Source organism: Micrococcus sp. SL257 (assembly GCF_026625585.1).
Classification (GTDB): Bacteria; Actinomycetota; Actinomycetes; order Actinomycetales; family Micrococcaceae; genus Micrococcus; species Micrococcus luteus.
Genome location: NZ_CP113053.1, coordinates 2,005,765 through 2,032,494 on the forward strand (window position 1 = coordinate 2,005,765; position 26,730 = coordinate 2,032,494).

27 protein-coding genes and 1 other RNA gene are annotated in these 26,730 nt (G+C 72.7%); 8 read left to right on the forward strand and 20 right to left on the reverse strand.

Translation table 11 applies throughout. The annotated features are described in order from the left end of the window. Positions 1-60 precede the first annotated feature (60 nt). The 3 genes from OVA32_RS09280 to OVA32_RS09290 all read right to left on the reverse strand — a co-directional run bounded on the left by OVA32_RS09280 (position 61) and on the right by OVA32_RS09290 (position 4,098). Positions 61-1,119, reverse strand: a complete 1,059-nt coding sequence (locus OVA32_RS09280; RefSeq protein WP_041104317.1) for a hemolysin family protein — start codon at positions 1,117-1,119, stop codon at positions 61-63. After that, positions 1,116-2,432 (reverse strand): hemolysin family protein, encoded by a 1,317-nt coding sequence (locus OVA32_RS09285; RefSeq protein WP_041104315.1) that lies wholly within the window; start codon positions 2,430-2,432, stop codon positions 1,116-1,118. The genes OVA32_RS09280 and OVA32_RS09285 overlap by 4 nt, the downstream gene beginning before the upstream one ends. A 184-nt stretch (positions 2,433-2,616) precedes the next feature. Then, positions 2,617-4,098: a GuaB1 family IMP dehydrogenase-related protein gene (locus OVA32_RS09290; RefSeq protein ID WP_041104313.1), complete on the reverse strand. Its 1,482-nt coding sequence runs from the start codon at positions 4,096-4,098 to the stop codon at positions 2,617-2,619. A 199-nt stretch (positions 4,099-4,297) separates the two neighbouring features. Here OVA32_RS09290 and OVA32_RS09295 point away from each other — a divergent pair, with 199 nt between their 5' ends. The 3 genes from OVA32_RS09295 (at position 4,298) to OVA32_RS11690 (ending at position 8,830) form a co-directional block, all read left to right on the forward strand. After that, entirely contained in the window at positions 4,298-8,029 is a 3,732-nt protein-coding gene (locus OVA32_RS09295; protein WP_041104311.1) for a multifunctional oxoglutarate decarboxylase/oxoglutarate dehydrogenase thiamine pyrophosphate-binding subunit/dihydrolipoyllysine-residue succinyltransferase subunit, read from the forward strand. Positions 8,030-8,105: 76 nt separating this feature from the next. Beyond that, entirely contained in the window at positions 8,106-8,711 is a 606-nt protein-coding gene (locus OVA32_RS09300) for a GDSL-type esterase/lipase family protein (protein ID WP_041104309.1), read from the forward strand. A 44-nt stretch (positions 8,712-8,755) separates the two neighbouring features. Beyond that, on the forward strand, positions 8,756-8,830 hold the full coding sequence (locus OVA32_RS11690) for a 50S ribosomal protein bL37 (RefSeq protein ID WP_095346645.1): 75 nt from the start codon (positions 8,756-8,758) through the stop codon (positions 8,828-8,830). Between the two features lie 136 nt (positions 8,831-8,966). On the opposite strand, the gene rsrA is transcribed toward OVA32_RS11690, so the two are convergent. Together rsrA and OVA32_RS09310 are read right to left on the reverse strand one after the other, a co-directional pair. Further along, the gene (gene rsrA / locus OVA32_RS09305; protein ID WP_036381745.1) at positions 8,967-9,245 is read right to left on the reverse strand and encodes a mycothiol system anti-sigma-R factor; all 279 of its coding nucleotides are present in this window, start codon (positions 9,243-9,245) and stop codon (positions 8,967-8,969) included. Beyond that, positions 9,242-9,958 (reverse strand): sigma-70 family RNA polymerase sigma factor, encoded by a 717-nt coding sequence (locus OVA32_RS09310; RefSeq protein ID WP_036314006.1) that lies wholly within the window; start codon positions 9,956-9,958, stop codon positions 9,242-9,244. The genes rsrA and OVA32_RS09310 overlap by 4 nt, the downstream gene beginning before the upstream one ends. A 200-nt stretch (positions 9,959-10,158) precedes the next feature. Here OVA32_RS09310 and aroA point away from each other — a divergent pair, with 200 nt between their 5' ends. From aroA to OVA32_RS09335, 5 genes are all read left to right on the forward strand, one after another. Then, positions 10,159-11,589 carry a 3-phosphoshikimate 1-carboxyvinyltransferase gene (gene aroA / locus OVA32_RS09315; RefSeq protein WP_095353824.1) on the forward strand — a complete coding sequence of 477 codons (1,431 nt, stop codon included), beginning with the start codon at positions 10,159-10,161 and terminating at the stop codon, positions 11,587-11,589. Next, positions 11,589-12,689, forward strand: coding sequence for a ribosome small subunit-dependent GTPase A (rsgA, locus tag OVA32_RS09320; RefSeq protein ID WP_044659234.1), 1,101 nt, complete (start codon positions 11,589-11,591; stop codon positions 12,687-12,689). Before aroA ends, rsgA begins: the two co-directional genes overlap by 1 nt. A 29-nt stretch (positions 12,690-12,718) precedes the next feature. Continuing rightward, positions 12,719-13,558, forward strand: a complete 840-nt coding sequence (gene hisN / locus OVA32_RS09325) for a histidinol-phosphatase (protein WP_101967150.1) — start codon at positions 12,719-12,721, stop codon at positions 13,556-13,558. 77 nt (positions 13,559-13,635) lie between these two features. Continuing rightward, a complete protein-coding gene (locus OVA32_RS09330; protein WP_041104301.1) occupies positions 13,636-14,121 on the forward strand; it encodes a FluC/FEX family fluoride channel in 486 nt (161 codons plus the stop codon). Beyond that, a complete protein-coding gene (locus OVA32_RS09335) occupies positions 14,118-14,564 on the forward strand; it encodes a CrcB family protein (RefSeq protein ID WP_041104299.1) in 447 nt (148 codons plus the stop codon). The genes OVA32_RS09330 and OVA32_RS09335 overlap by 4 nt, the downstream gene beginning before the upstream one ends. Before the next feature lie 79 nt (positions 14,565-14,643). On the opposite strand, the gene ssrA is transcribed toward OVA32_RS09335, so the two are convergent. The 15 genes from ssrA to OVA32_RS09410 all read right to left on the reverse strand — a co-directional run bounded on the left by ssrA (position 14,644) and on the right by OVA32_RS09410 (position 26,464). After that, positions 14,644-15,015, reverse strand: a transfer-messenger RNA (tmRNA) gene (gene ssrA, locus OVA32_RS09340). A gap of 135 nt (positions 15,016-15,150) precedes the next feature. Beyond that, positions 15,151-15,666, reverse strand: a complete 516-nt coding sequence (gene smpB, locus OVA32_RS09345) for an SsrA-binding protein SmpB (RefSeq protein ID WP_044659238.1) — start codon at positions 15,664-15,666, stop codon at positions 15,151-15,153. A 129-nt stretch (positions 15,667-15,795) separates the two neighbouring features. Further along, a complete protein-coding gene (locus OVA32_RS09350) occupies positions 15,796-16,461 on the reverse strand; it encodes a CoA transferase subunit B (RefSeq protein WP_044659239.1) in 666 nt (221 codons plus the stop codon). After that, on the reverse strand, positions 16,458-17,267 hold the full coding sequence (locus OVA32_RS09355) for a CoA transferase subunit A (protein WP_041104295.1): 810 nt from the start codon (positions 17,265-17,267) through the stop codon (positions 16,458-16,460). The genes OVA32_RS09350 and OVA32_RS09355 overlap by 4 nt, the downstream gene beginning before the upstream one ends. A 31-nt stretch (positions 17,268-17,298) precedes the next feature. After that, a complete protein-coding gene (locus OVA32_RS09360; protein WP_041104293.1) occupies positions 17,299-18,507 on the reverse strand; it encodes an acetyl-CoA C-acetyltransferase in 1,209 nt (402 codons plus the stop codon). Positions 18,508-18,697: 190 nt separating this feature from the next. Next, on the reverse strand, positions 18,698-19,765 hold the full coding sequence (locus OVA32_RS09365) for a 2,3-butanediol dehydrogenase (protein WP_041104337.1): 1,068 nt from the start codon (positions 19,763-19,765) through the stop codon (positions 18,698-18,700). A gap of 217 nt (positions 19,766-19,982) precedes the next feature. Then, on the reverse strand, positions 19,983-21,104 hold the full coding sequence (gene prfB / locus OVA32_RS09370) for a peptide chain release factor 2 (protein WP_049147200.1): 1,122 nt from the start codon (positions 21,102-21,104) through the stop codon (positions 19,983-19,985). A gap of 12 nt (positions 21,105-21,116) precedes the next feature. After that, positions 21,117-21,851: an alpha/beta fold hydrolase gene (locus OVA32_RS09375; RefSeq protein ID WP_095353822.1), complete on the reverse strand. Its 735-nt coding sequence runs from the start codon at positions 21,849-21,851 to the stop codon at positions 21,117-21,119. Next, positions 21,848-22,306, reverse strand: a complete 459-nt coding sequence (locus OVA32_RS09380; protein ID WP_036381775.1) for a Tad domain-containing protein — start codon at positions 22,304-22,306, stop codon at positions 21,848-21,850. The genes OVA32_RS09375 and OVA32_RS09380 overlap by 4 nt, the downstream gene beginning before the upstream one ends. Further along, the gene (locus OVA32_RS09385; protein WP_036313982.1) at positions 22,306-22,734 is read right to left on the reverse strand and encodes a hypothetical protein; all 429 of its coding nucleotides are present in this window, start codon (positions 22,732-22,734) and stop codon (positions 22,306-22,308) included. Before OVA32_RS09385 ends, OVA32_RS09380 begins: the two co-directional genes overlap by 1 nt. After that, positions 22,718-23,146, reverse strand: coding sequence for a TadE/TadG family type IV pilus assembly protein (locus OVA32_RS09390; protein ID WP_036381779.1), 429 nt, complete (start codon positions 23,144-23,146; stop codon positions 22,718-22,720). Before OVA32_RS09390 ends, OVA32_RS09385 begins: the two co-directional genes overlap by 17 nt. A 2-nt stretch (positions 23,147-23,148) precedes the next feature. Beyond that, positions 23,149-23,355, reverse strand: a complete 207-nt coding sequence (locus tag OVA32_RS09395; RefSeq protein WP_010079078.1) for a hypothetical protein — start codon at positions 23,353-23,355, stop codon at positions 23,149-23,151. A gap of 87 nt (positions 23,356-23,442) precedes the next feature. Then, positions 23,443-24,384 (reverse strand): type II secretion system F family protein, encoded by a 942-nt coding sequence (locus OVA32_RS09400; RefSeq protein ID WP_060974325.1) that lies wholly within the window; start codon positions 24,382-24,384, stop codon positions 23,443-23,445. After that, positions 24,381-25,238: a type II secretion system F family protein gene (locus OVA32_RS09405; RefSeq protein ID WP_060974324.1), complete on the reverse strand. Its 858-nt coding sequence runs from the start codon at positions 25,236-25,238 to the stop codon at positions 24,381-24,383. The genes OVA32_RS09400 and OVA32_RS09405 overlap by 4 nt, the downstream gene beginning before the upstream one ends. Next, positions 25,238-26,464 (reverse strand): CpaF family protein, encoded by a 1,227-nt coding sequence (locus OVA32_RS09410; protein WP_041104284.1) that lies wholly within the window; start codon positions 26,462-26,464, stop codon positions 25,238-25,240. Before OVA32_RS09410 ends, OVA32_RS09405 begins: the two co-directional genes overlap by 1 nt. Positions 26,465-26,730: the final 266 nt, after the last annotated feature.

Consider the following 26,730-nt stretch of genomic DNA (forward strand, 5'->3'; position numbering starts at 1 on the left):
GTGTCGGGAGGATGTGTGAAATCGGTTCTCAACAGTAGCACCGCGCCGCCCGCGCGACGCTCACGCGGGCCGGAACCGACGTGGCGACTGCGTCACGTCGTTGATCTCCCCGACGAGCTCCTCGAGCACGTCCTCGAGGAAGAGGATGCCCGCGGTCTCGCCCTCGGGCGTGATGACCCGGGCGAGGTGGGAGCCCGTGCGCTGCATGAGCGCGAGTGCGTCCTCGACCTCGTCCTCGAGCCGCACGTTGGCCAGCGAGCGCACGCGCGTGAGCGGGATCGGCTCGTCGTGTCCCGACGGGCCCACGGTGAGGACGTCCTTCAGGTGCAGGTAGCCGGTGTAGCCGCCGTCGGGGTCCTCGACCACGAACCGGGAGAAGCCCACGCGGCCCACGGTCCACTCGAAGTCGTGCGGCGTGATCCCCTCGGGGACGGTGACGACCCGCTCGAGCGGCACCATCACGTCCCCGGCCCGGTGGTCCGAGAACTCGAGGGCCGAGTGCAGCACGCCGGACTCGTCCTCCAGGGTGCCCGAGCGGGTGGACTCGGCCACGATCGACTGCACCTCCTCGAGCGTGTAGGAGGAGGCCACCTCGTCCTTCGGCTCGATGCGCAGGGCGTGCAGCACGAGGTTGGCCGTCCAGTTCAGCGCGGCCACGACGGGATGCAGCAGCTTCGAGAGCCACACGAGCGGCTGGGCCAGCAGCATCACGGCGCGGTCCGCGAACGAGACGGCGGCGTTCTTGGGCACCATCTCGCCCAGGGTCACGTGCAGGAAGGTGACCACCAGCAGCGCGAGCACGAAGGCGGTCACGTCCGCCGCCGCGGACGGGACCCCGAGGGCGGCCATCGGGACGACGAGCAGGTGGTGCAGCGCCGGCTCGGACACGTTGAGGATGAGCAGGGAGCACACCGTGATGCCGAGCTGGCAGACGGCCAGCATCTGGGAGACGTGCTCCATCGCGTAGAGCGCCACCTGGGCCTGGCGGGAGCCGGCCTCGGCCCGCGGCTCGATCTGCGCCCGGCGGGCGCCCATGACGGCGAACTCGCCCGCCACGAAGAAGGCGTTGGCGGCCAACAGGACCACCAGCCACAGCAGTCCGACGACGTCCCCGTTCATGCGCGCGTCTCCTCGTCCTCAGCGGCCGGGTCGAAGCGCACGCGCTCGATGCGGCGGCCGTCCATCCGCTCGACCGTCAGGGTGCCGCCGTCCACGTCCACCACGTCCCCGACCTCCGCCAGGCGCCCCAGTCGGGCCAGGATGTACCCGCCGACGGTCTCGTAGGCCCCGTCCTCCGGCACCACGAGGGCCGGGATCTGGGTCCGCACCTCGTCGGGCCGCAGCTCCGCCGGGAAGTACCAGCGGCCGGAGGCCGTCTGGAGGACCCCCGGGGTGACGCGGTCGTGCTCGTCCGCGACCTCGCCGACGATCTCCTCCACCACGTCCTCGAGCGTGACCACCCCTGCGGTGCCCCCGTACTCGTCCACGACGACGGCCATCTGCAGGTTCGCGTCGCGCAGCTCGGCCAGCAGCTGGTCCAGGTGCACGGTCTCCGGCACGCGGATGACCTCCGTCATCAGTGCACCGGCCTCGAGGTCGGCGCGGCGCTCCCGCGGCACGGCCACGACCTTCTTCACGTGCACCACGCCGCGGATGTCGTCCGAGGAGTCGCCGATCACGGGGAACCGCGAGTAGCCGGTGCTGCGGGCCAGGTCCAGGACCTCGGGCAGAGCCTGGTCCTCCCTCACCGTCTCCACGCGGATGCGCGGGGTCATCACGTCCGCGGCGGTGCGGTCCGCGAAGCGCAGCGTCCGGTCCAGGAACGTGGCGGTCTGCGCGTCGAGCGTGCCCAGCTGGGCCGAGCGGCGGACCAGCGAGGAGAGCTCCTCGGGGCTGCGGGCGCCGGAGATCTCCTCCTTGGCCTCGATGCCCACGCGGGCCAGCACGCCGTTGGAGAACCCGTTCAGGACCAGGATCGCCGGCTTGAACACGGTGCTGAACACGAGCTGGGGCCGGGCGAGTGCGCGGCCGATCGCCATGGGCTCGGCGATGGACATGTTCTTGGGGATCAGCTCGCCGAGGAGCATCGAGAGCAGGGTCGCCACGACCATCGCGACGACGAGCGAGACGGTGCCCACCACGCCGGCCGGCAGCCCCACCTGGAGCAGCAGCGGGTCGATGAGCCGGCTGATCGCCGGGTCCATCACGTAGCCGGTGAGCAGTGTGGTCAGAGTGATGCCCAGCTGGCACGCGGAGAGCTGGGTCGAGAGTGACTTGAGACAGCGCAGCAGGGGCTCGGCGCCGCGGTCACCCGCGTCCACCATGCGCTGCACGGTGGGCACGTCGATCGCGATCATGGCGAACTCGACGGCCACGAAGAACCCGGTGCCCACGATCAGGGCCAGGCCGAGGATCAGCAGGAGCCACTCCACCCGACCTCACCCCCTCGACGGCGGGCCGGGCGGCGGTGCGGGGCACCGGGACTGGAAGGCTCCGATCCGGCCGCGTCCGCGTGGGCGGACGAGCGGTCTGGCACACAGGTGTCAGGGTGATCCATAGTCCGCCCAGTATAGGGGCGTCAGGCCCCGGCGGAACGAGCCGGGGAGTGCGGCCGCCTCACCACGACGAGGCGACCGGCCGGCCCTCCTCGTAGCCCGCCGCGGACTGCAGGCCGACGACGGCGCGCTCGCGGAACTCCGCCAGGTCGTGGGCGCCGGCGTAGGTCAGCGACGAGCGCACACCGGACGTGATGGTGTCCAGCAGGTCCTCCACCGAGGGGCGGCGCGGGTCCACGTACATGCGCGAGGAGGAGATGCCCTCCTCGAACATCGCCTTGCGGGCCTTGGTGAAGGCGTCCTCGTGGCGGGTGCGGTGCTGGACCGCGCGGGCCGAGGCCATGCCGAAGCTCTCCTTGTACCGCCGACCGTCCGGGCCGTGCACGAGGTCGCCCGGAGACTCGAGCGTCCCCGCGAACCACGAGCCGATCATCACCGAGCTGGCTCCGGCGGCCAGCGCGAGCGCCACGTCCCGCGGGTGCTTCACCCCGCCGTCCGCCCACACGCGTGCCCCGAGCTCGCGGGCCGCGGCGGCGCACTCCAGGACCGCCGAGAACTGGGGCCGGCCCACCGCGGTCTGCATGCGCGTGGTGCACATCGCGCCCGGTCCCACGCCCACCTTGACGATGTCCGCGCCGGCCGCGACCAAGTCCCGGACGCCGTCGCCGGAGACGACGTTGCCGGCCACCACGGGCACGCCGGGGTCGAGGGCCCGCACGGCGGCGAGCGCGTCCAGCATGGTCCGCTGATGACCGTGCGCGGTGTCCACGACGAGCACGTCGACGCCGGCCTCGACCAGGACGGCGGCCTTCTCCCCCACCGCCCCGTTGATGCCGACGGCGGCGCCGACGCGGAGCCGTCCGTCGTCGTCGAGACCGGGCGTGAACAGGGACGAGCGCAACAGGCCCGCCGCGGTGACGACCCCGCGCAGCACGGGGGCGGCGGTGCCCACCGCCGGGTCCACGACCGGGGCCATCTCCTGGTGCGCGGCGTGCAGCCGCTCGAAGGCCGCCCGCAGCGCGTCCTTGCTCGGGGCCCCGTCCGTGTCGCCGAGCTCGGCGAGCGTGAGGGTCACCGCCGGAGGGTGCATGACGGAGGCGGCCGAGGCGAAGCGGTCCACGCCCTCGCAGTCCTGGGGGCGGACCACGCCGAGCAGCCCGCCGTGCGCGTCCACCACGCAGACGGCCCCGTGGTTGCGGCGGTCCACGAGGTGGAGCAGGTCCAGCACCGTGTCCTGCGGCCCGACGGTCAGGGCGGTGTCCGCCACGGGGTGGGCCGCCTTCACCCGACGCACGACGTCCCGGATCACGTCCGCCGGGATGTCCTGCGGCAGGATCCCGAGACCACCGCGCCGGGCCATGGTCTCGACCATCCGGCGCCCGGTGACGGCGGTCATGTTGGCGGAGACCAGGGGGATGGTGGCGCCCGTGCCGTCATCCGGGGCGATGTCCACGTCCATGCGACTGGCGACGTCCGAGTGCGAGGGCACGAGGAAGACGTCGTTGTACGTCAGGTCGACGGCCGGGTCGGTGAGGAAGCGCATGACGTCAGTCTCCCAGACGAGGCGGACGCCGAGGGGCCCCGCGCGTCCGCCGGGAGCGGAGTCGAGCCGAGGCCGCGGCATTCCGGCCGGGGGCGTCGAAGAACTATGATGTCTCGAGGCGTTCCCGGCCCCACGCGCGCCGCGCGGGTGGCCCGGCGCAGCACATCGCATCCCAAGGCTCAGGAAGAGGCGTTACACAGTGCCAGAACTCACGTCGGACCGGCTCGCACAGGAGTTCCCGGGGAACGAACGGCTCGTGGCCGAGATCTACCGGAAGTACCGCGAGGACTCCGGTTCCGTGGACCGGCAGTGGGCACAGATCTTCGCCCGTCTCGAGGCCAGCGCCCCCGCCGCCGAGGCCGAGCCGAAGGCCGCCGCCAAGACCGAGCCGAAGACCGCCGCCCGGGCCGAGCCGAAGGCCTCCGCCAAGGTGACCGAGCCGAAGGCGGCGACCGCCCCGGCCCGGGGTGCGCAGCCCAAGGAGACCTCGGTCAGCACCGGCCCCAAGCCCAAGAAGACCCCGGCGGCCCAGGCCGTGCCCTCCGAGCCCGCCGACACCACCGCCACCACCGCGGACGAGAAGCAGGAGAAGGCCACCGTCCTCAAGGGCATGGCCAAGGCCGTGGCCACGAACATGGACGCCTCCCTGTCCATGCCCACCGCCACCACCGTGCGCGACCTGCCGGCCAAGGTGCTGATCGACAACCGCGTGGTCATCAACAGCCACCTGGCCCGCACCCGCGGCGGCAAGGTCTCCTTCACCCACCTCATCGGCTACGCCGTGGTCCGCGCGCTCGCGGCCATGCCCTCGATGAACGTGACCTACGAGGAGCGCGACGGCAAGCCCACCATGGTGGAGCCGGCCCACGTGAACTTCGGCCTGGCCATCGACCTGCCCCGCCCGGACGGCACCCGCGCGCTCGTGGTCCCGAACGTGAAGGCCGCCGAGACCCTCGACTTCCGCGGCTTCTGGAAGGCGTACGACGACCTCGTCCAGCGCGCCCGCAAGAACAAGCTGACGATGGACGACTACGCCGGCACCACGGTCTCCCTGACCAACCCGGGCGGCATCGGCACCGTGCACTCGGTGCCCCGCCTGTCCCAGGGCCAGGCCGCCATCATCGGCGTCGGCGCGCTGACCTATCCGGCCGCCTTCCAGGGCGCCGCCGAGTCCACGCTGCACGACCTGGCGATCTCCAAGACGATCACCCTCACCTCCACGTACGACCACCGCGTGATCCAGGGTGCCGGCTCGGGCGAGTTCCTGAAGATCGTGCACGGCCTCCTGCTGGGCGAGGACGGCTTCTACGACGAGGTCTTCCACTCCCTGCGCATCCCCTACGAGCCCGTCCGCTGGGCCCAGGACGTGCAGGTGAACCCGGAGGAGCAGATCGGCAAGGTCGCCCGCATCCAGCAGCTCATCCACGCGTACCGGGACCGCGGCCACCTGCTGGCCAACGTGGACCCGCTCGAGTACTCGATGGCCTACCACCCGGACCTCGACATCCGCGAGCACGGGCTCACCCTGTGGGACCTGGACCGTCAGTGGCCCACCGGCGGCTTCGGCGGGGCGAGCAGCCTGACCCTGCGCAAGATCCTCGGCGTGCTGCGTGACGCGTACTGCCGCACCATCGGCGTCGAGTACATGCACATCCAGGACCCGGCCGAGCGCGCCTGGTTCCAGGAGAAGCTCGAGCAGCCGTACGCCAAGCCCACCCGCGAGGAGCAGCTGCGCATCCTGGGCCGCCTCAACGCCGCGGAGGCGTTCGAGACGTTCCTGCAGACCAAGTACATCGGCCAGAAGCGCTTCTCCCTCGAGGGCGGCGAGTCCCTCATCCCGCTGCTGGACGGCATCCTCGGAGACGCCGCCGACGCCGGTCTGGACGAGGTCGCCATCGGCATGGCGCACCGCGGTCGCCTGAACGTGCTGACGAACATCGCCGGCAAGACCTACAGCCAGGTCTTCCGCGAGTTCGAGGGGGCCACCCCGGGCGGCGCCTCGGGCTCGGGCGACGTGAAGTACCACATGGGCACCGAGGGCACCTTCGTGTCCGACGCCGGCAACAGCACCCGCGTGTACCTCGCCGCCAACCCCTCGCACCTGGAGGCCGTGGATCCGGTCCTCGAGGGCGTCGTGCGCGCCAAGCAGGACCGCCTCGATCTGGGCGGCCAGCGCCCGGACTCCTTCTCCGTGCTGCCGATCCTGGTGCACGGCGACGCGGCCTTCGCCGGCCAGGGCGTCGTGACGGAGGTGCTGCAGCTCTCGCAGCTGCCCGGCTACCGCACCGGCGGCACGATCCACGTGATCGTGAACAACCAGGTGGGCTTCACCACGCCGCCGACCCAGGCGCGCTCCGCGGTGTACTCCACCGACGTGGCCAAGACCATCCAGGCCCCGATCTTCCACGTCAACGGCGACGAGCCGGAGTCCGTGGTGCACGTGGCCCAGCTCGCCTTCGAGTACCGCCAGCGGTTCAACAAGGACGTCGTCATCGACCTCGTCTGCTACCGCCGCCGCGGCCACAACGAGGGCGACGACCCGTCGATGACGCAGCCGCGCATGTACAACCTCATCGAGCAGAAGCGCTCCACCCGCAAGCTGTACGTCGAGTCCCTCGTGGGCCGCGGCGACATCACGCAGGAGGAGGCGGACAGCGCCCTGAAGGACTACCAGCAGCAGCTGGAGCGGGTCTTCGCGGAGACCCACGAGGACGCGCCCGCCTCCGGCGGAGAGGGCCTCCGCCCGGCCGAGGACCGGGACGCGGCCCCGGAGGCGCCGGCGTCCACGGCCATCTCGGCCGAGACGCTGCGGGCCATCGGGCAGGCGCACATCGACGTGCCCGAGGGCTTCACGGTCCACCCCAAGCTCGCGGCCCTGCTCGAGCGCCGCGCCAAGATGGCCGTCGACGGCGGCATCGACTGGGGCTTCGCCGAGCTGGCGGCCTTCGGCTCGCTGCTGATGGAGGGCGTGCCGGTCCGCCTGGCGGGCCAGGACTCCCAGCGCGGCACCTTCACGCAGCGCCACTCGGTGTTCCATGACCGGATCACCGGCGACACGTGGGCGCCGCTGAAGCACCTCTCCGAGGACCAGGCGAAGTTCTGGGTCTACAACTCGCTGCTGTCCGAGTACGCCGCCCTCGGCTTCGAGTACGGCTACTCCGTGGAGCGCTCCGACGCCCTCGTGCTGTGGGAGGCCCAGTTCGGCGACTTCGTGAACGGCGCGCAGACGATCATCGACGAGTTCATCTCCTCGGCCGATCAGAAGTGGTCGCAGACCTCGTCCGTGGTCCTGCTCCTCCCCCACGGCTACGAGGGGCAGGGGCCGGACCACTCCTCCGCCCGCATCGAGCGGTTCCTGCAGATGTGCGCCGAGGACAACATGCGCGTGGTCAACCCCTCCACGGGCGCGAACCACTTCCACCTGCTGCGCGAGCAGGCCTACGCCCGCCCGCGTCGGCCCCTCGTCGTGTTCACCCCGAAGCAGCTGCTGCGCCTCAAGGCCGCCGCGAACTCGGTGGAGGACTTCACCGAGGGCCGCTTCCAGCCGGTCATCCCGGACGCCGGGGTGGACGCCAAGGACGTCACGCGCGTGCTGCTGGTCTCCGGCCGGCTGTACTACGACCTGCTCGCCCGCCGCGAGAAGTCCGGTGACACGTCCACCGCGATCGTGCGGGTGGAGCAGCTCTACCCGCTGCCGCTCGACGAGATCCGCAAGGCGCTCCGCGCCTACCCGGTCGCCGACGTCACCTGGGTGCAGGACGAGCCCGCGAACCAGGGCCCGTGGCCGTTCATGGCACTGAACCTCGTGCCGCAGCTCGACGGCCCCGTGACCCTCGTGTCCCGCCCGGCCTCGGCCGCGACCTCCGCGGGCACCAAGGGCCGCCACGACCAGGAGCTCAGCACGCTGCTGGACGCCGCCTTCGGCCGCTGACCCGGACCGACCCTGCGCCGCCGCCGCACCCTCCGGTGCGGCGGCGGCGCCGGATCGGCCGACGAAAGGACACACTGTGCACAACCGCCGGATCCGGATCGCCGCCGTCGGCGACCAGCTGCTGGCCGGTGCGGGCGACGCCCGCGCCATCGGCTGGTGGGGCCGCGTGCTCGCCCGCACCCAGGCCCCCGACGTGGAGCTGGAGAACTACGTGCTGGCCGTGCCGCACGAGACCACCGAGGACCTCAACGAGCGCTGGTGGGGCGAGGCCTCGCGGCGCTTCTCCGAGGAGACGGAGAACCGCCTCGTCGTGGCCCTGTCCGACGCGGACCTGGACCTGGAGGCCACCTCGACCGCCCGCTCGCGGCTGAACCTGGCCAACGTCCTGGACACCGCCTCGCAGCGGAACATCCCGGTGCTCGTGGTGGGCCCCACGCCCACCCTGGACGAGCAGCGCAACGCCCGGCTCGCCGAGCTCAACGCCGCCTACCTGGATGTGGCCGACCGGCGCAACCACGTGTACGTGGACACGTTCACCCCGCTGGTGGGACACGAGCAGTGGCGCGCGGACCTCGCCTCCGGCCAGGGCCGGCCGGGCCAGGCGGGCCACGGGCTCATCGCGTGGCTCGTGCTGCACCGGGGCTGGTACCAGTGGCTCGGTCTGCCTGAGCCCACGGCCTGATGTGACAGAATGGACCACCGACCGACTCGTTGAAGGGAGACGTCATGAGCAAGCGTGCACGCAAGCGTCGCGACCGCCGCAGGAACGGCGCCAACCACGGCAAGCGTCCCAACGCCTGATCCGCTGATCGGCGTCGCGGACCGGCCGGGTGCCACTCGGCGACCGCAGACCACGAAGGGCCGTCCCCTCAGGGGACGGCCCTTCGTCATCGTCGGGGCGCCCGATCGGGTGCCCACGGGTCCGCATGTCGCGGTGTCAGCCCCAGGTGACGGTCGTCGTCGAGATCTGGGTGATGCGGGTCATGATGGTGGCCCGCAGCTGCGCGGGCGCCTTCTCCTGGCAGCACCGACGCACCGCCGAGCGGATGAGCTCTTCGAGCTCCTTCTGGTGCCGGCAGTCCGGACACTCCGCCACGTGGGCGCGCACCTGCTCGATGTCCTCGGGCGTCAGGGCGCCGTCCAGGTACTGGTACAGCCGCTCCAGGGAGGCGTCCTGGGCGTCGCGGCACTCATGGCCGTGCTGGTCCGCGGTCATCGCGTGGCCTCCTTCGTGCTCGTCTCGGTCTGCTTCGTGCCGCCGCGCCCGGTCTTCTTCTTCGGCTGGGCCTTGATGCCGCGCGCGGCCGCGTAGTCCGCGAGGCGCTCGCGCAGCTGCTTGCGGCCGCGGTGCAGCCGCGACATGACGGTGCCGATCGGCACGTCGAGGATCTCGGCGATCTCCTTGTAGGCGAAGCCCTCCACGTCCGCGAAGTAGACGGCGAGCCGGAACTCCTCCGGGATCGCCTGCAGGGCGTCCTTCACCTGGGAGTCGGGCAGCCGGTCGAGGGCCTCCGTCTCGGCCGAGCGCAGGCCACCGGAGGTGTGCTCGGCGGCCCGGGCCATCTGCCAGTCCTCCACCTCAGGGTTGTCCGCCTCGAGGGGCTGGCGCTGCCGCTTGCGGTAGAGGTTGATGTACGTGTTCGTGAGGATCCGGTAGAGCCAGGCCTTGAGGTTGGTGCCGGGCCGGTACTGGTGGAACGAGGAGTAGGCCTTCGTGTACGCCTCCTGGACCAGGTCCTCGGCGTCCTGCGGGTTGCGCGTCATGCGCAGCGCAGCGGAGTACAACTGGTCCACGAACTCGAGGGCGTCACGCTCGAACCGGGCACGGCGCTGCTGTTCGGACTCGGCGGCGACGTCGATGTCGGCGCGGTCGTGCTCGGGGGCGTCCTCGGGCCGGGCGAATTCCGGCCGGCTGTTGTCAGTGCTCATCGCGGGCCAGTCTACGGTCCGGGAGGGATGCGTCAGCAGGGCGGCGCTCATGCGGGGCTCCTCTCCGGCTGCGGTCCGCGGCGAGCGGGACCGGTGCGCCGACACGGGTACGGGGTCGTCCAGTGGAGCGCCAGGAGCGTTCCAGGTATTCCCCCGCGACAGGCCGACCCCGGCCGACAGCCGCCGGATAGGCTGGTCCGGTGACCCGCCCCACGCGTGCCGCCGCGCACTCCCCCGCCCCCCGTCCCGACGCCGCCGAGACCTGGCCCGCGCCCGTGGCGCGCGGCCCGGTGCGCGGAGAGGTGCGGCTGCCGGGATCGAAGTCGCTGACGAACCGGCATCTCGTGCTCGCCGCGCTCGCCGACGGTCCGTGCGTCCTGCACGGCGTCCTCGAGTCGCGGGACACGGCATTGATGCGCACGGCGCTCACAGCGCTCGGGGCCCGGTTCGAGCCCCTGTCCGACGGCGGACTGCGGGTGCATCCGATGCCGGTCGGCGAGCCGCTGGCCGGGGATGTCGCCGTGGACTGCGGACTGGCGGGGACGGTCATGCGCTTCGTCCCGTTCGTCGCCGCGCTGCGGCCCGGCCGGGTCCGCTTCGACGGCGACGCCGGCGCGCGCCTGCGCCCGATGGCCCCGGTCCTGGACGCGCTGCGCCAGCTCGGGGTGGCCGTCAACGAGGAGGGCGAGCCCGGTCGCCTGCCCTTCACGATGACGACCCGCGCGGACGCGGCCACGGTGGCCCCCGACGGCGACGTGCCGGAGGTCGCGGTCGACGCCTCCGGCTCCTCCCAGTTCCTGTCCGCCGCGCTGCTGGCGGCCGCGGGGATGCCGCGCGGCCTCCGGCTGCGGCACACCGGGCAGACCGTGCCGAGTCCGGAGCACGTCGCGATGACCGTCGGGGTGCTGCGCGCGCTCGAGGTGGACGTCGCCGAGACGGGTCCCGGGGCGTGGACCGTGGCCCCGGGGCGCATCCCGGTACACGAGGCGACCGTCGAGCCGGACCTGTCCAACGCAGGCCCCTTCCTGGCCGCCGCCGTGGCCACGGGCGGCTCCGTGACGGTGCCGGACTGGCCCACCCGCACGACGCAGATCGGCGACCGCTGGCGGCGGATCCTGCCGCAGTTCGGGGCGAGCGTGGCCCTCACGGTCGACCGCACGGACCGCTCCCGCGGCCGGCTCACGGTGACGGGGGCGGTCCACGACGACGGCGCGCCCCGCATCACCGGCGCCGGTGAGATCGCGGACACGGCCGAGCTCGCCCCCACCGCGGCCGCGCTCGCCCTGCTGGCCTCCGGGCCCACCCGCCTGACGGGGATCGGCCATCTGCGGGGCCATGAGACGGACCGGCTCGCCGCGCTCACCGCCGAGGCCGCCCGCCTGGGGATCACCGTGGACGAGGACGAGACGTCGCTCGGCTTCCCGGGGACGGACGCGTCGGGGCCGCTGTCGCCCGCCGCCCTCGAGACCTACCACGACCACCGGATGGCGACCTTCGCCGCCGTCGTCGGCCTGCGCGTGCCGGGGACCGGCATCGTGGACGTGGCGACCACCGCGAAGACGATGCCGGACTTCCCCGCACTGTGGACCGCGCTCGTGGCACCCGGCGATGCGGCCGAGGAGGCCCGCTGATGGCCCGGCGCCTCGATCCCTCCGCGTGGGACGAGTCCGATGTCCGGGTGCGCCCGTCCAAACGCGGCACCCGCCCGCGCACCAAGGAGCGGCCCAAGCACGAGGATGCGCAGGTCGGCATGGTCACCACGGTGGACCGCGGCCGGTACGCCGTGGTGCTGCCGGATCGCCTGGACGAGCGGATCACGGCGATGCGCGCCCGCGAGCTGCGCCGCACGCCGATCGCCACGGGCGACCGGGTGGCCGTCGTCGGGGACCTCTCCGGGGACGAGGGCACGCTCGCACGCATCGTCCGTGTCGAGGAGCGCAGCACGGTCCTGCGCCGGTCGGCGGACGACTCGGACGAGGTCGAGCGGGTGGTGGTGGCCAACGCCGACCTGCTGGTGATCATGGTGGCCGCGGCCAATCCGGAGCCCCGGACCGGCTTCATCGACCGCGCCCTGGTCGCCTGCTACGACGCCGGCATCCACCCGGTGCTGCTCATCACGAAGACCGACCTGCGTGATCCGGCCGCGCTGGTGGCGCACTACGAGGCCCTGGACCTGGAGGTGATGACCTCCGGTGCGGCGACCTTCGAGGCCGAGACCGGGGACACCGCCCTGGACGCCTCGCTCGTGGCCCGGGTGGCCGAGCGGCTGATCGGGCACACGAGCGCGTTCGTGGGGCCCTCCGGCGTCGGCAAGTCCACGCTGCTGAACGCGCTCACCGGCGCGGAACGGGCCACCGGCCACGTCAACGCCGTCACCGGCCGGGGCCGGCACACCTCCTCGTCCGCGCTCGCACTGCCGCTGACGGGCGACGACGGCGCCCCCCTGCCGGACACCTGGGTGGTGGACACCCCCGGCATCCGGTCCTTCGGGCTGGGCTGGGTCGAGCCGGACCGCGTGGTGGAGGCGTTCGACGACCTCGCCGGCGGGCTGGCGGACTGCCCGCGCGGCTGCACCCACACCGCCGACTCCCCCGGCTGCGGCCTGGACGCATGGGTGGCCGCGGGCCACGCCGGCCCCTCGGGAGCGGCACGCCTGGCCTCGCTGCGGCGTCTGCTCGGCAACCGGCTGGCCCCCTCGGGGGCGGAGGACGCGGCGTCGTCCGAGGACTGAGGCGGCCCGCGCGGTATAGCGTGGGCGGCATGGAGCGACCTGAGAACCCTGCGACCCGCGGCCGCGACCTCACGGAGGACCTGCGGCTGGCCCACATGTTGGCGGACAACGTGGACTCGATCACGATGTCCCGGTTCAAGGCCCAGGACCTCGAGGTCAGCACCAAGCCGGATCTCACCCCTGTCACGGATGCGGACCGCGTCGCCGAGGAGTCCATCCGCTCGACCCTGTCCCGTGCCCGGGCGCGCGACGGCATCGTGGGTGAGGAGTTCGGCGGATCTCTGAGCCGCTCCGGCCGGCAGTGGGTGGTCGACCCCATCGACGGCACCAAGAACTTCGTGCGCGGCGTGCCCGTGTGGGCCACCCTCATCGCGCTGCTGATCGACGGCGAGCCCGTCGTCGGCGTCGTCTCCGCCCCCGCCCTGCACCGTCGCTGGTGGGCCGCGGCCGGCCAGGGCGCCTTCGCGGGCACCTCGCTCACGCGTGCTCAGCGGATCACCGTGTCCGGCGTGGACCGGGTCGAGGACGCGTCGCTGTCCTTCTCCTCGATCGAGGGCTGGCGCGAACGCGGCTCGATCCGCGCGTTCCTGCAGCTCACCTCGGACGTGTGGCGCGTGCGCGGCTTCGGCGACTTCTGGTCCTACATGCTCGTCGCCGAGGGCGCCGTGGACATCGCGGCCGAGCCCGAGCTCGAGCTGCATGACATGGCCGCTCTGGTGCCGATCGTGCGCGAGGCCGGCGGCCGCTTCACCTCGCTGGACGGCGAGGACGGCCCGTTCGGCGGGCACGCGCTGGCCACGAACGGCCTGCTCCACGACGACGTCCTCGCCCGCCTCCGCGCGGGTGACGAGACCGAGGGCGGCGCCTGATAGCAGTGCGGGGGGAGACGACGGCCGACCGGAGGGGCGGGCGCGGGACAGATCGCCGGCCCGGCACTGCGGGTGCGGTGGCCCTCGGCGGTGCCGCGGGCGTGCTGTGCGGTGCGGGGGTGATGAACGCGGTGACCGCGCTGGCCGGGGCGCCCAACTTCCGCGGCACGTTCGGCGCCGCGTTCGGGGCGGTCGACGTGCTGGTCCAGGCCCTGCCGCTGTTCGTGGTGAACGTGCTCGGCTCGTTCCTGCTCGGCCTGCTGTGGGCGGCCTCGCGACGCCGCGGGCCGGACTGGCGTCCACGCCTGGTGGCGGGGCTGGGAACCGGCTTCCTCGGTGCGTTCACCACCATCTCCAGCGCCGTCGCCCTGGTGCTGTGGCCGGTGCGGCTGGGCGCCGCGGCGTCCGGGGCGGGTGGCGTCCTCGCCGCGGCGGTAGCGGTGCTGCTGGTGCTCGCGCTGATGGCTGCACTCTCGACGGCGGCGGCCGTGCTCGGCCTGCGCGCCGGTGGCGCCCCGGGGTCGCGCGCGGTCGGGACGGATCGTTCGGCGGAGGACGCATGAGCGGCGCGGGATACGAGGTCTTCGCTCTCCTCCAGGTGGCCCTCCTGGCCTGCCTCGCGGCGGGCGGGGCGCTCGGCGCCCTGGTGCGCCGGCGCCTGACCGACCGGCTCGGCCCCCGGGGTCTGCTCACCGCCAACACGACGGCGGCCCTGCTCCTCGGCGTCACCGTCGGCCTGGCCGTGCCGGAGCTGGTGTACGCCTCCGAGAGCTGGGGCGACGGGCAGGGGCTCGTGCTCGTCGCGGCGGTGTCCGCCGTGGTGTCCGGGTTCTGCCTCGCCCTGGGGACGTGGTCCACCGTGGCCGCTGAGGCGGCTGACGCCGCGCTCGCCCGTCGATGGGGCACAGCCGCCCGCCTGTGGACCGCGCATCTGGGGCTGGGGCTGGTGGCCGTCGTCGTCGGCTGGGGCGCCGGCCTGGGCCTGCACGCCGTCCTGGCCGGCTGAGGGGCGGGCCGCCGCACACCGGCATGGACACGACGAAGGCCCCGGAATCGGGGTGATTCCGGGGCCTTCCCGTGGTGGTGAGTGGAGCCGGCGGGAATTGAACCCGCGTCCGATGAGGTGTTGCCAGGTCTTCTCCGGGCGCAGTCTGCTGTGGGTGTTGCTCGGTCCTGGCCGTCCCGCAGACGGGCGGCCAACCCGGACCCAGCCGGATTGATGTCGGCGTCACGACCCCCGGCGAGGGTGACGCCCAGTGGCTATCTAGCTGACGCCACGATCCGAGGCGACAGCGACCTCGGGGTGACGGACTCGATCACTGATCAGGCAGCGAGAGCGAAGTCAGTGCGCTTGGATTCGGCACTTATTGGTTTGCAGAGAGCGTTTGACGAGATGACTCTGCATCCTCGGCCCGCTTCTCCCGACGCGACACACACCGTCGAAACCGATCGGCCCCATGGGGGCGACTCCTCTATGAGGTTGTCAATCACCACTGCAGGCGGAGGGCGCGAGGCCCGCCGGTCCTGAAACCGGCCCTGCGAGAGATACAACGTAGCACGCCCCCGAGGCATTCCCAAGGGGTCCACCGCGCTCAGGCCACGCCGGCGCGCCGGTTGCGCATCCGCATGGCCCGCTGGGCCTCGCGGTTGTCCTGCTGCTCGCGCAGCTTGTGCCGCTTGTCGTATTCGCGGTTGCCGCGCGCGACGCCGATCTCCACCTTCACGCGCCCGTTCAGGAAGTACAGGGACAGCGGCACGATGGTCAGGCCCGGATCCTGGATCTGGCGGGAGATCTTCGTCAGCTCGGCGCGGTGCAGCAGCAGCTTGCGGCGGCGGCGGGCGGCGTGGTTGGTCCACGAGCCGTTGAGGTACTCCGGGATGTAGACCTGCTCGAGCCACAGCTCGTCCCGGTAGAAGACCGCGAAGCCGTCCACGAGCGAGGCCTTGCCCTCGCGCAGCGACTTCACCTCGGTGCCGGTGAGCACCATGCCGGCCTCGTACGTGTCGAGGATGGTGTAGTCGTGGCGCGCCTTCTTGTTGTTGGCGATCACCTGGCGCTCGCCGGGGGCCGGCTGCTTGGCGGCCTTGCCCTTGCTGTTCTTGCCCATGGCCTCACGTCCTTCCAGCGTCCACGGCGACGGCCGCGCCCCGATCAGGGCGCGGCCGTCCAGTCTATCCCGTGCCGGCCCGATGCCCGCCGAGGCGGTGCGCCGGGGCCGCGGGGCGGCGTCGTCGGCTCAGTCCAGCGGCGCGCCGGTGAGCGCGCGGACCTGCTCCTCGGTGATGCCGGGCGCGGTCTCCACGAGCGCCAGGCGGGGCTGTTCCGGGGTGCCGACGACGTCGATCACGGCCAGGTCCGTGATGATGCGGTCGACGACGGCGCGGCCGGTCAGCGGCAGGGTGCACTGGTCGACGATCTTGGGGGTGCCGTCCTTGGACACGTGGTCCATCATGACGATCACGCGGCCGGCGCCGTGGACGAGGTCCATCGCACCGCCCATGCCCTTGACCATCTTGCCGGGCACCATCCAGTTGGCCAGGTCGCCCGCGGCGGAGACCTCCATGCCGCCCAGGACGGCGACGTCGATCTTGCCGCCGCGGATCATGCCGAAGCTCAGCGCGGAGTCGAAGAAGGACGCCCCCGGGTTCACGGTGACGGTCTCCTTGCCCGCGTTGATCAGGTCCGGGTCCACGGCGTCCTCCGTGGGGTACGGGCCCGTGCCGAGGATGCCGTTCTCGGACTGCAGCACCACGGACCGCCCGGCGGGGATGTGGTTGGGGATCAGCGTGGGCATGCCGATGCCGAGGTTGACGTAGGCGCCGTCCGGCAGCTCCTGCGCGGCGCGGGCCGCCATCTGGTCGCGGCTCAGGCCCTGGGGACGCCCGGTGGTCTGCTCGCTCATGCCCGCCCCTCCCCCGACGCGCGCACGGTGCGCTTCTCGATCCGCTTCTCGATGTCCGTGCCGACCTCCACGATCCGGTGCACGAAGACACCGGGCAGGTGCACGTCATCCGGGTCGATCTCGCCGGGCTCGACGAGCTCCTCCACCTGCGCGATGCACACGCGGCCGGCCATGGCCGCGGGCGGGCCGAACTGGCGGGTGGCCTTGCGGAACACGAGGTTGCCGTGGCGGTCGCCCTTCCACGCGTGCACGAGGGAGAAGTCGGTGACGATGGAGCGTTCGAGCACATAGGTCTCGGGCTCGTCCGGGGTCTGGCTGAGGTAGCCCTCGCCGAGCACGAACGTGTCCGTGGGCTTGGCCTGCGAGGACTTCACCACGGTGCCGTCCGCGTCGTAGCGCATGGGCAGGCCGCCTTCGGCCACCTGGGTGCCGACGCCGGAGCGGGTGTAGAACGCCGGGATGCCGGCGCCGCCGGCGCGGAGCTTCTCCGCGAGGGTGCCCTGCGGGACGAGCTCCACCTCGAGCTCGCCCTTGAGGTACTGGCGGGCGAACTCCTTGTTCTCCCCCACATAGGAGGAGGTCATCTTCCGCAGCCGGCGCGCGCCGAGCAGGATGCCCAGGCCCCAGCCGTCCACGCCGCAGTTGTTGGAGACGACGGACAGGTCCGTGGCGCCCTGCTCGAGCAGGGCCTCGATGAGCTGCACGGGGTTGCCGGAGAGCCCGAAGCCGCCGACGGCCAGGGACGCGCCGTCCGGCACGTCCGCCACCGCCTCGGCGGGCGTGGCCACGGTCTTGTCGAGAGCCATGTCCGGGGTCCTTTCTGTCAGGGGCGGTCTGTCAGCGGAAGAGGATCAGGGCCTCGCCCTGGCCGCCGCCGCCGCAGAGCGAGACGGCCGCGCGGCCGCCGTCGCGCCGGTCGAGCTCGAGGGCGGCGTGCAGGGCCAGCCGGGCGCCGGAGGCGCCGATCGGGTGGCCCAGGGCGATGGCGCCGCCGTGGATGTTGGTCTTCTCGTGCGGGTAGCCGAGGTCGCGCAGGGACTGCACGGCCACCGCGCCGAACGCCTCGTTGATCTCGATGAAGTCAAGGTCGGCCACGTCCCAGCCCTGCTTCCGCACCGCCGCGGCGATCGCGTCCGAAGGCTGCGAGTGCAGCTGCGAGCTGTCCGGGCCGGCGGTCTGGCCGGGTGCGCCCACCGTGGCGAGGATCGTCAGGCCCTTCTCCTCGGCGAAGGCCCGCGAGGTCACCACGAGGGCGGCGGCGCCGTCGGACAGGGGCGAGGAGTTGCCGGCCGTGATGGTGCCGTCCTTCGCGAACGCCGGGCGCAGGGCGCCCAGCGACTCGGCGGTCGTGTCCGGGCGGACCCCTTCGTCCTGGGAGACGACCAGCGGGTCGCCCTTGCGCTGCGGGATCTCCACCGGGGCGATCTCGCCCTCGAAGACGCCCTCGGACTGGGCCCGGGCGGCCCGCTGGTGCGAGGCCGCGGCGACCTCGTCCTGCTCGGCGCGGGCGATGTTCCGCTCGCCGTTGCCGGACTCGGTCAGCTCGCCCATGGCCTCGTGGCTCAGGGAGTCGGTGAGGCCGTCCCACGCGACGGCGTCGAGCATGGTGGCCGGTCCGTACTTGAAGCCCTTGCGCGCGCCGGGCAGCAGGTGCGGGGCGTTGGTCATGGACTCCTGACCGCCGGCCACCACCACGTCCGCCTCGCCGAGGCGGATGAGACGGGCGGCGTCGATCACGGCGGTGAGGCCGGACAGGCACACCTTGTTGATCGTCATGGCCGGGACGTTCAACGGGATGCCCGCGGCGAGCGCGGACTGGCGGGCCGGGTTCTGGCCCGCGCCGGCCTGCACGACCTGGCCCATGTAGACCATGTCCACGTCCTCGGGGGCCACGCCGGCGCGCTCGAGCGCGTGCGTGATCGCGTGGGCGCCCAGGTCCACGGCGCGCAGGTCGGCCTGCTGCGAGAGCAGCCGGGTGAAGGGCGTGCGGGCACCGCCCACGATCACGGCATCGGTGGGCTGAGGCTGGGGCAGCTCGGCGGTCATGCGGTCCTCCTGGGACGTTCAACTCGGTTCATCACGATTCACTCAAATGCAGTCTATGACCCCGGTCACAGGCGCGCCAGGGAGCGACGCGTCTGTGACGGCGCGCCGCGGCACAGGGACCACGACGGCCCGCACCCGCAGCGCGCGGGTGCGGGCCGTCGTCGGGACGTCCGGGGATCGGGCCGGAGCCTCAGAGGCCCTGGCCGGTGGGCGAGACGAGGATCTTCACGGCCGTCTCGTTGTGGTGGATGAGGGTCTCGAAGCCCTGGTCGACCAGGTCGTCGAGGCCGATCTTGCCGGTGATGAACGGCGCGAGGTCCACGGCGCCGTCCTCGACCATGCGGATGGTGTCCGCGTGGTCGTTCGCGTACGCGATGGTGCCGCGCAGGTCGATCTCCTTCATCACCAGCTTGTGCAGGGCCACGGCGGGCTCGTGGCCCCAGATGGACTCGTTGACGATCACCCCGCCGGGACGCACCGCGTCCAGCAGCATGTCCAGCACCACGTCCACCGAGGTGCACTCGAAGCCCACGTCCGCGCCCTGGCCGTCGTGCAGCTCGCGGATCTTCGCGGGCACGTCCACCTCGCGGGGGTCGAATGCCTCGTCTACCACGCCGGCCTCGAGCACCTTCTGGCGGCGCAGCTCCGAGAGCTCGGAGACGTACACCGTCAGGCCCTTGCCCTTGAGCACGGCCGCCGTGAGCGCGCCGATGGGGCCGGCGCCACCGATCACTGCCACGCCCGACGTCGGAGAGCCGGCCCGCACCCACGCGTGGTGGGCCACGGAGAGCGGCTCGATGAGCGCGGCCTGGTCGAGAGGCACGGAGTCGGCCACCGGGTGGACCCAGCGGCGCTGCACCGCGATCTGCTCGGCCAGTCCGCCGCCGTCGCCGCCCAGGCCGATGAAGTTCATGTCCGGCGCGAGGTTGTAGTCCGGTCGGTCCCGGTCCTCCTCGCGCACGATGTACGGCTCCACGACGACCTTCTGGCCGACCTCGAGGTCCGTGACGCCCTCGCCCAGGGCGGCGACGGTGCCGGACATCTCGTGGCCGAGCGTGACGGGGGCGGCGTCGCCGGAGATCGGGTGCGGGTGCCCGGCCGGCGGGATGAAGATCGGGCCCTCGAGGTACTCGTGCAGGTCCGTGCCGCAGATGCCGCACCACGCGACGTCCACGAGGACCTGCCCCGGGCCGGCCGTGGGCGAGTCGATCTCCTCGATGCGGATGTCCTTCTTGCCGTGCCAACGGGCGGCGCGCATGGTCATGCTGGTCGACCTCCTGGGTGGGAATGGAGTCTGGTGCCGGACCGGCGCGCGGGGGCGCCTGCCCGGTGCTTCGAGCATCCCACCGGGCCGGTCTCCCGGGCCAGGCCCGAGGCCCCTGCGGGGGCTTGAACGGCGACGCCGGCCGGCGCCTCACTGCGGAGGTGCGGGCCGGCGTCGTGGTGGCCTGGGCGGCGGGGCCGCGCCGTGGGGCTCAGTCCTCCTGGGCGGCCTTGACCTGCTCGGCGCGCCAGCGGATCCCGGCGTCCACGAAATCGTCGATGTGGCCGTCGAACACGGAGGAGGGGTTGCCCTCCTCGTGGCCCGTGCGCAGGTCCTTGACCATCTGGTACGGGTTCAGCACGTAGGAGCGCATCTGGTCGCCCCAGGACGCCTTGACGTCGCCGGCCATCTCCTTCTTCTTCGCGTCCTCCTCGGCCTTGCGCAGCAGCAGCAGACGGGACTGGAGCACGCGCAGGGCGGCGGCACGGTTCTGGATCTGCGACTTCTCGTTCTGCATGGACACGACGATGCCGGTGGGCAGGTGCGTCATGCGGACGGCGGAGTCCGTGGTGTTCACGGACTGGCCGCCGGGGCCCGAGGAGCGGAACACGTCCACCTTGATCTCGGACTCGGGGATCTCGATGGAGTCGTCCGACTCGATCAGCGGCACCACCTCGACCGCCGCGAAGGACGTCTGGCGGCGGCCCTGGTTGTCGAAGGGGCTGATGCGCACGAGGCGGTGCGTGCCGGCCTCCACGGAGAGGGTGCCGAACGCGTAGGGCGCGTTGACCTCGAAGGTGACGGACTTCAGGCCGGCCTCCTCCGCGTAGGAGGTGTCCATGACCTTGGTGGACCAGCCGCGCTGCTCGGCCCAGCGCAGGTACATGCGCATGAGGGTCTCGGCGAAGTCGGCCGCGTCCACGCCGCCGGCGCCCGCGCGGATGGTCACGACGGCGTCGCGCTGGTCGTACTCGCCGCTGAGCAGCGTGACGACCTCGAGTTCCTCCAGGGCCTTGCGGATGGAGGTCAGCTCCTGGTTCGCGTCGTCGAGGAGGGAGGGCTCGTCCTCCTCCGCGGCGAGCTCGACCATGGTCTCCAGGTCCTCGATGCGGCTCTCCAGGGAGGTGATGCGCTTGAGGTCCGTCTGACGGTGGGAGAGCTTGGAGGTGACCTTCTGGGCCTCCTCCGGGTCGTCCCAGAGGTCCGGTGCGGAGGCCTGCTGCTCCAGTTCGGCGATGTCCGCCTTGATGCGGTCGAGGTCCGAGACCTGCTCGATGGAGGCCAGGGTGTGGCGCAGGGAGTCGATCTCCGCGGAGAAGTCAGTGTCAGCCATGATTCGGCCAGCCTACCGCGTGGGGTGGACGCCGGTCGTGTGCCAGCGGCGGATCGCCGCCGCGACGGCCTCGGGCTCCGTGACGTGCGGCCAGTGGCCCGTGCTGACATCGACGACGGTGGCGTGCTGCGTGACCGCGTCCAGGTCCCGTTGGTGGACGTCCCGGGTGCTGCGCACGTATAGCGTCGGGACGGTGATGCCGGCCCAGAGGGCACGGGTGTCCGCGGCGAGGACGGCGGCCCAGAGCTCGCGCATCGGATGGTCCGGCGTGGCGTCCAGGTCGGTCAGGATCCGCTCGCGCCACGGCTCCGGGACGAGGAGGTCCCGCGCGAGCGAGGCGCGGAGCACGCTCCGCCAGTCCGGGCGGGCGGCGAGGCGGGCCTTGGCCGCCCGGGCGGCCAGGGCGGTGTCCGTCACCGGGACGTTCGAGTCGATGACCACGAGGGCGCGGGGCCGCACCAGCCCGTCGGCGACGGCGCGCAGCGCGATGACCCCGCCCGTGCTGTGGCCGATCAGCAGCCCCGGCACGGGGCCGGCCTGCGCCGCCCAGGTGCGGGCGGCGTCGAGGACGGGGTCCGCCTCGATCGCCGGCCGTGCGGCCCGGGGGCGGCCCTGACCGCCGGCGTCCGTGCCCGGGTGGCCGGGCAGGGCGGGCGAGGCGGCGAGGTCGGCCACGGCGCCGAGGGCGTCAGTAAGGGGCTCGAAGTGGGCGGGCCGGCCACCGATGCCGTGGAGGAAGCGGATCACCGGGCCAGGCTAGTGCGACTGCTGCCCGTCGCCTCGAGGGGGACCGACAGGGGCAGTGTCCCCGCGAACGGGCCGGTCATGGCGAACAGATCGGCCCGGGCGTCGAGGGTGACGACGACGGTGGTGCCGTCGTCGGCCACGCGGGCGTTCATCCCGCCGAGCCCGGGCACGGCCTCCTGGGCACCGACGGCCGCGAGGTGTGCGCTGGCGGAGGCGGCGACGTCGTCGTCGGAGAGCACGACGCCCGGGTCCTCCCCCAGCCGGAAGCCGAGCTCCTCTGCCCCGGCGATGGCGGCCGAGTCCGCGAGCGACTGCAGGCGGCGGTGCTGCAACTGCACGGTGGTGACCGCGAGCATGACCAGCATGAGGGCCACGAGCACGGCGCACAGGCCGACGGTGAGGACGGTGGTCTGCCCGTCGTCGTGACCCAGGCGAGCGGTGAGGCGGCGGCGCATCAGAACCTCGGCACAGTCTGCCGGGCGTCGGAACCCACCGTCACGGGGGTCAGCGACCACGCTGCCGGCGTGAGAGGGACGGGCACCCCCACGTCCACCCGCACGGCGACGACCTCGCCCGGTTCGAGCGTGCCACAGCCGCCCTGATCGCAGCCGACGGTCAGGTCGTACTGGCCGGCGCCCACGCCGTAGTCGGCCAGCGTGAGCTCGACGGTGGCGTGGGCGGCGCCTGCGCTGGGGTGATCAGCCTCGGCGACCACGGCCTTGACGGCCTGGTCAGCGGCGGCGACCGAGGCGAACGCCGCGGCCTGGACCTGGGAGACGTAGATCATCAGGTACACCACGGGGATCAACAGGACGAGGGTGAGGCCCAGGAATTCGACCGTGGCCGCTCCCCGCTCGTCGCGGACGTCATTGACGGAACGCATGACCGCTCACCTCCACGGGGATCGGGCCCGGCAGGAACCCCAGGCCGGGCAGCGAGCTCGAGACCGTGACGCGCAGGACCGGGACCCCGTCCTGGCTGGTGAGCTCCGCGGCGACGTCGGCCCCGGACTGGCCGGGCACGCCGGCCGAGAGCAGCTCCCGAGCCCGCTGGACGCCGTCCTCGGGGCTCCGGTCCGCGAGCGCCCCGTACCGGGCGCCGGCGGAGGCGGCGTCGATCATCACGTTGCGCGTGTGGATCACGACGCCGGCCTGGAGCAGCGCCGCGAAGAGCAGGACGACCAGGGTCATCACCATGGTGGACTCGGCCACCGCGGCGCCCCGGTCGTCCCGCCAGCGGACACCCGTGTGGCCGCCACGGGGCGCCTGCGCGCCGTGGGCAGCACCCCGGGGCATGCTCAGCCGCCCTGGGACACCTGGGAGATGGCCTGGTTGAACAGTCCCTGGAGCGCCGGCAGGGCGAGGGCCAGCAGGCCGGCCACGAGCACGGCGGACATGAGGGTGATCATCACCCAGCCGGGGACGTCGCCGCGCTCGTCGCGGACGTCGTCGTGGATGAGGGCGCGCAGGGCGGCCAGGACGGTGATGGCGTGGTGGTGGAGCATGGTCCCCTCCTCGGGTGGCCGGCCGCCCGTGCGGCCGGAGTGGATGGTGATCGTGGGTGGATGGATGGACTATTCAGTTGTGGGTCTTCAGAACCCCAGGCGCATCAGGGAGATGCCGGGGAAGACGGCGAAGATCACCGTGAGCGGGAGGATGCCGAACACCAGGGGGACCATCATCTGGATCTCCTTCCGGCCGGCGGCCTCCATGAGCTCGCGGCGACCCATCTCACGCACGTCCTGGGCCTGCGCGCGCAGGACGTCGGCGAGGGGCGTGCCGCGGTCGAGCGCGATGAGCACGCCCCCGATGAACCGTTCGACGGGGGCCAGCTGCACGCGCCGTCCCATGGCCTTGAGCGCCGCGGACAGCGACGCCCCGGCACGCATGTCGGCGAGCGTGGTGCGGAACTCGCCGGCCAGCTCCCCGCGCGCCGTCCCCGCGATGCGTTCGAGCGCTCCGGCGGCGCTCTCCCCCGCGCCCACCGAGAGCGCGAACAGCTCGGCCACGGACGGGAACTCGGAGAGGATGGCCTCGCGCCGCCGTCGCACCCGCAGGGAGAGCAGCTGCTCCCGGAGCAGGAACCCGGCCATGCCGCCGGCGATCACGAGGGCGACCCCCGTGATCACCGGCACGCGGCCCGTGACGGTGAGGCTGAGCGCGAGGACGGCCGCCACGGCGGCCCCCGCGGCCGCGCTCAGGACCTGCTGGGCACGGAAGTCCGTCGACGTGACCGCCAGCCCCGCGGCGGCCAGTTTGCGGTCGAGCGCCGCCCCGCCCGGGGAGATGCGCTGGACCCAGCCGACTCCGGCCTGCACCACGGGATCGAGGATGCGTCCCCACGCTCCCCAGGGCGAGGCGCCCGCACGTTCCTCCTCGAGGAGGCGGGAGGCCGGGATGTGGTGGCGCAGCTGCGGTTCGACCCGTTGCTCGAGGCTGGGGCGCCAGCCCACCGGCTGGGTGACCAGGATGAGGAGCAGTCCCGCCCCGAGGGTGAGGCCCAGGAGCGCGGCCCAGATCAGCGCGGACGTCATGCGAACACCCGCTTCTCCCGGGGCAGCGCGCCGATGCGGAGCATGACGCGGTAGCAGACGACGGAGGCGACCATGCCGGCGAGGAGCACGGCCCCGCCGGCGGCGGACCGGTAGGCCGCGACCGCGGCGGGCTGGGTCCCCAGCAGCAGGAGCACGAGCCACGGGGCGCACACCGCCAACCGGGCCGCGTTCACGGTCCACGACTGCCGGGCCTCGAGCTCGGCGCGGATGCGGGCGTCCTGCCGGAGGAACTCGGAGAGGGTCTGCAGCAGACGGCCGATGTCGGCGCCGCCGACCTCGCGGGTCAAGCGCAGCGAGACCACCAGGCGGTCCGCGACGGGGTCGGCCATCCGGGCCTTGAGCCGGTCCAGTGCGTCCACGAAGCGGGCTCCGGCCCGGTAGTCCCGGGCGAACTGCTGGAACGGCTCGCGCAGCCCCTCCGGCCCGGTCTCCCCGAGCTGGATGAGCGCCTCCGGGAGAGTCAGGCCCGCGCGGATGGCCGACCGGGCGTGGTCGATCGCGTCCGGCCACAGCTCGCGCAGTGCCGTGGACCGCCGGCGGGCCTGCCAGGACAACAGCAGCCAGGGCACGGCCGCGCCGAAGACGGCGAAGCACGCGGCGATGGTCCACGTACTGGTCAGCGACAGGACGAGCAGCCCGACCACGAGACCGCCGACGGCCATGGCGGACACGACGCCGGCCGGGCTGAGACGCTGGATGCCGGACTGGGCGATCAGCACACGCAGGCGGGAGTCGGTGCGGGCGGCCCCGGGTTTCTCCGTGGGAGGGGACCAGAGGGACCACCACAGCAGGAACAGGCCGCAGCCGAGCGCGAGCCCCAGCAGCGCGGCCATCAGCGCAGCCCCACCAGCTCGTGGACGTCTACGCCGCGACGGGCGAGCGCCTCGAACTCCAGGTTCGCACCCTCGTTGAGGCGCAGGTCGCCCTCGGCGTCACGCTGGAAGAGCGCCGACGTCTCGATGACCCCGCCCTCCACCCGTGAGCCGACGGTGAGGATCTCCCGCACCCGCCGGCGGCCCTGACGGTCGCGCTCGCAGTGCACGACGACGTCGATGCACGTGGCGACCGTCGGAACGACGAAGTCCCGGGAGATGTTCTCCCCGGCCAGCAGCGGCAGCGTGCAGAGCTTCGTGAGCGCGTCCGCGGCCGAGTTCGCGTGGATCGTGCACATGCCGGCCAGGCCGGAGTTCAGCGCGACGAGCATGTCCAGTGCCTCGGCCTCGCGCACCTCGCCGACGATCAGGCGGTCCGGGCGCATCCGCAGCGCCTCCTTGACGAGGCGGCGCAGCGGGATCTCGCCGTGGCCCTCCAGGTTCGGCTGGCGGCACTGCAGCCCGACGACGTCGCGCACCGGGATCTGCAGCTCGAAGATCTCCTCCACGGTGATCACCCGCTCCCGCGGGCCGATGGCCGAAGCCAGGCAGTTGAGCAGGGTGGTCTTGCCCGCCTGGGTGGCCCCGCTGACGAGGATGTTCATGCCCACGTCCACGGCCGCGTCCAGGAAGCGGGCCGCCGTCGGAGTGAGGGAACCGCCCCGGACGAGGTCGTCCAGCCGGCGCGCCCGGGCGATGAACTTCCGGATGTTCACGGCCCAGTGCCGCCGCGTGATGTCGGGGATGGCCACGTGCAGGCGCGAACCGTCTGGCAGGGCCGCGTCGACGAACGGCATCGACAGGTCCAGCCGCCGGCCCGAGGACTTCAACATGACTTCGACGAGGTCCTGCACCTCCTCCTCGGTCAGGACGATGCCCGTCAGCTCGGAGCGGCCCGACCGCGCGCAGTAGACGGCGTCCGGCGCGTTCAGCCAGATCTCCTCCACGGAGGGATCGTCCATGAGCCGCTGGAGCGGCCCGAGGCCCGCGATGCGGTCGAACAGGTCCTGCCGCGCCGCCACGGGATCCTCCAGGTCCGGCAACGAGCTGACCATCGCGCGGGACTCGTAGTCCGCCGCCGCGTCCTGGATGAGCGTCAGGACCCGGGCGTGCTCACGCTGCGGATCGATGCCCTGCCGCCGGACGATCTCCCGGATCTCGTCCTCGAGAATGCGCACCGCATCCATGTGTCCCTCCTGTGCCCGATTCGGCGCCATCCCCAGCGCCGCACATGTCTCGATCAGGAAGATACCCCGTTCCGTCGATGCGTGTGGTCCAGGACACCATGACTGTGGACAACGTGGCGGCGGTCCCGTTCGACGGGGAGTTGTCCACAGGCCGCCCGAGCCGCCATCAGGCCGTGGCAGGGTCGTCCCCAGGCGGCCGGACGGGCCGGTCGCCGGTCTCAGGAGGGAGGGGCGGGGATGGCCTGGAGCGTGCGGATCCTGGGCGG